This is a genomic window from Actomonas spartinae (genome assembly GCF_051209155.1).
Lineage (GTDB): Bacteria > Verrucomicrobiota > Verrucomicrobiia > Opitutales > Opitutaceae > Actomonas.
Window position 1 is genome coordinate 1 of the sequence record NZ_JBPJGB010000012.1, and the last position, 2,435, is coordinate 2,435.

Here is a 2,435-nt window from a genome sequence, read left to right on the forward strand (position 1 = left end):
CGTCTCATCCGACCGAGAGTTGTTGCTCCTGGTGCGTGACGGCGAAGTCGTTGCTCGTTTTGAGAAGAAAAGGGCGAACCAATCGCCGGAGACAAGGCCGACAAGTCGGCCTGTCTCAGCTTAGACGATGGGCAAACAAGCGATGTCGCAGCAGCAAGAGATGGCCGATTCGGTGTTTGAGCGGCTCAAGAAAGAGCCGGTCTCGCTTGCGGTCGTTGTCTGGGAAATTCGCGAGAAGTGGGGAGTAGAGTTCGGTGTCCCCGAAGTTCACGGCTTTGTTCGTGAGGTAGCGACTTGCCTGTTGCATCACCAAGTCGAAGTAGGAGATGTCATCGATCACAGCTTCGTGCCATGGGATCTCGAGCCTTGGGATGCGGACGAGAAGATTGATCACGAGCTCATGTCGATGGAGGTCTTCCTCGAAGATGAATCACGCTATGTATTTTGGCCGAAATAGAAGGCCCATCCAGCCACCGCAGCCAACGACTGACAGCTCCGCTGTCAGTCGCGGCTGAGTTCAATCGTTAGACGAACATGAAGGACGAAACCATTGTAGAACTCGCGAAGCAGTCCGCCCTATCGGATATGAGATTACGCGCACGGTGCGACGCATTAGAGACGGTTTTGATGATGCTTGCGATGCGGGTCGGCATTGAAAAAGCGACCATCGTTGAGGCGTTGAGGCAGGCCGAAGCTGCGGCCAATCTAGAGCATCAAGTTCGCGTTGAAGATTACTTGGGGCCGGGATTTGCGGCCGATACTTTCGATCAGCCTCCATCGCCTTGAGTATGTTTTCGATTTCCATAAATAAAGAGTCTAACCAGCCAGTGCAGACAAGGCCCACAAGTGGGCCTGTCTGACTTTAATCGTTGGCCGAAACTCCCCAATTCGTGAAACCTGCCTCAATCGAAGATGAAGTCATCAAGTTGATCGCGGACTATTCGAAATTCCCGGCCGAGCGGATTTCTCCGCAGACTACATTGTTCGGCGATATCGGCATCGATGGTGACGACGGAGACGAACTTCTGACGCGTTTCATGGAAGAGTTTCAGGTCGATATGAGTCTTATTCGTCCCGTCCATTTTGGAGGCGAAGGCCTTATTCCCTGGGCTCCGTTACTCTGGTTTCGTCAGGCTTTGATCGCTCATCGCGAAAGGGCCGGCACACCTGAAAGTCGAGCCGGGCTGGTTCCGATTCGTGTGCAGGACTTGATCGATTCCGCACGTGCTCGCCGATGGGTGCTAAACTACGAAGAAGAGGCCAACCAGCCGGTGCAGACAAGGCCGACAAGTCGGCCTGTCTGACCTAAAACGTTAGGTCTCAATGAAGTGGTCCGGAGCAGTTGTTGGTTTGTGTTTCGCGCTGAGTGTATTCGGGAATCTAGCACCGAATAGTAACTCTACGATCGCACGTCATCTTTTAGTCGCGGAGAATCGAAAGGGTCGAAGCGACCTCCTCGAAACGAAACAGGGTTACTGGATCCCAGCACCTCTGACCTTTCGTTGGCAGCCTGAGGGCCTTCTGAGTTGGTCGACTGGAGAGCCAGTGAATTGGCACGATATCCGCGATTATCGAAAGAAGAGTTTTCCCGCAGTGGGGACTACCGAGTTTGTTGAGATCTTTGTGGTCTTCGAAGACGACGAAACCTTTGATCAGTTCATGAAGTTTTGGGGCTCTATGTTGGAGACCAAGTCTTGGGTTAGCGTTTATCCCCTTTTCGTAGATGAAGGACCTAACCAACCACCGCAGCCAACGGCCACAAGTGGCCGCGGCTGAGTTCAGACGTTCGGTTTAAAATGAGAATATCTACCTTATTTCTAGTCGTGTTCTTGGCTCTCACCGCCAGAGCCAGCGACGAGAACGCCTATTCGAAGATGGTGGAGCATGCGATCGCGCAGTTGCGCTTTCACCCAACTCCCGGCCTTCCCCCTCAAATCGGAGGGGAAGCAGTTGGCTATGCGGGGACGCCTCATCCGACGTATTTGCTTTTTCAGTATATCCGCGCAACCGCCCAGGATTCTGATATTGAGGCGATGCTGACGGATCATGATCCAGTAGTCAGATCGATTGGTGCACTTTGCGCCCTTCACGACGATTGGCGAAAGATTCAGAGATCGAAGATTGACTCACTATTGGATGATAGGAGCCCCATTTCAGTCGGCGAAGGAGGCTGCTCATTCTATGTGTCTTCAGTCGGAGAGCTGGTAGCGAAGCTGAAGGCGGACCCTAAGTTGTTTGAGTGGCCTCAAAATGAATAGACCGAACAAATCGGTGCAGACAAGGCCGACAAGTCGGCCTGTCTGACCTCAAACGTTAGACAATGAATATTCCGGAGGAAGTGCGTGACGCAGACGGCGGAGAGCCGGAAGCAATCTGCCGCGAGAGCCGCCTGCGAACGATCCGCTATCATGTCACTGCCGAGGGAATCGCATGTC

The 2,435-nt window shown here is 53.1% G+C and carries 4 protein-coding genes; all 4 read left to right on the top strand.

Annotated features, from left to right (window positions below; translation table 11 throughout):
• Window positions 1-127 precede the first annotated feature (127 nt).
• The 4 genes from AC0MRV_RS20835 (at window position 128) to AC0MRV_RS20850 (ending at window position 2,258) form a co-directional block, all read left to right on the top strand.
• Window positions 128-457, top strand: a complete 330-nt coding sequence (locus AC0MRV_RS20835; RefSeq protein WP_472766455.1) for a hypothetical protein — start codon at window positions 128-130, stop codon at window positions 455-457.
• Between the two features lie 77 nt (window positions 458-534).
• Complete coding sequence (locus AC0MRV_RS20840; protein WP_472766456.1) at window positions 535-786, top strand: hypothetical protein; 252 nt, start codon at window positions 535-537, stop codon at window positions 784-786.
• 104 nt (window positions 787-890) lie between these two features.
• Window positions 891-1,304, top strand: coding sequence for a DUF1493 family protein (locus tag AC0MRV_RS20845; protein ID WP_472766457.1), 414 nt, complete (start codon window positions 891-893; stop codon window positions 1,302-1,304).
• A 525-nt stretch (window positions 1,305-1,829) separates the two neighbouring features.
• The gene (locus tag AC0MRV_RS20850) at window positions 1,830-2,258 is read left to right on the top strand and encodes a hypothetical protein (RefSeq protein WP_472766458.1); all 429 of its coding nucleotides are present in this window, start codon (window positions 1,830-1,832) and stop codon (window positions 2,256-2,258) included.
• Window positions 2,259-2,435: the final 177 nt, after the last annotated feature.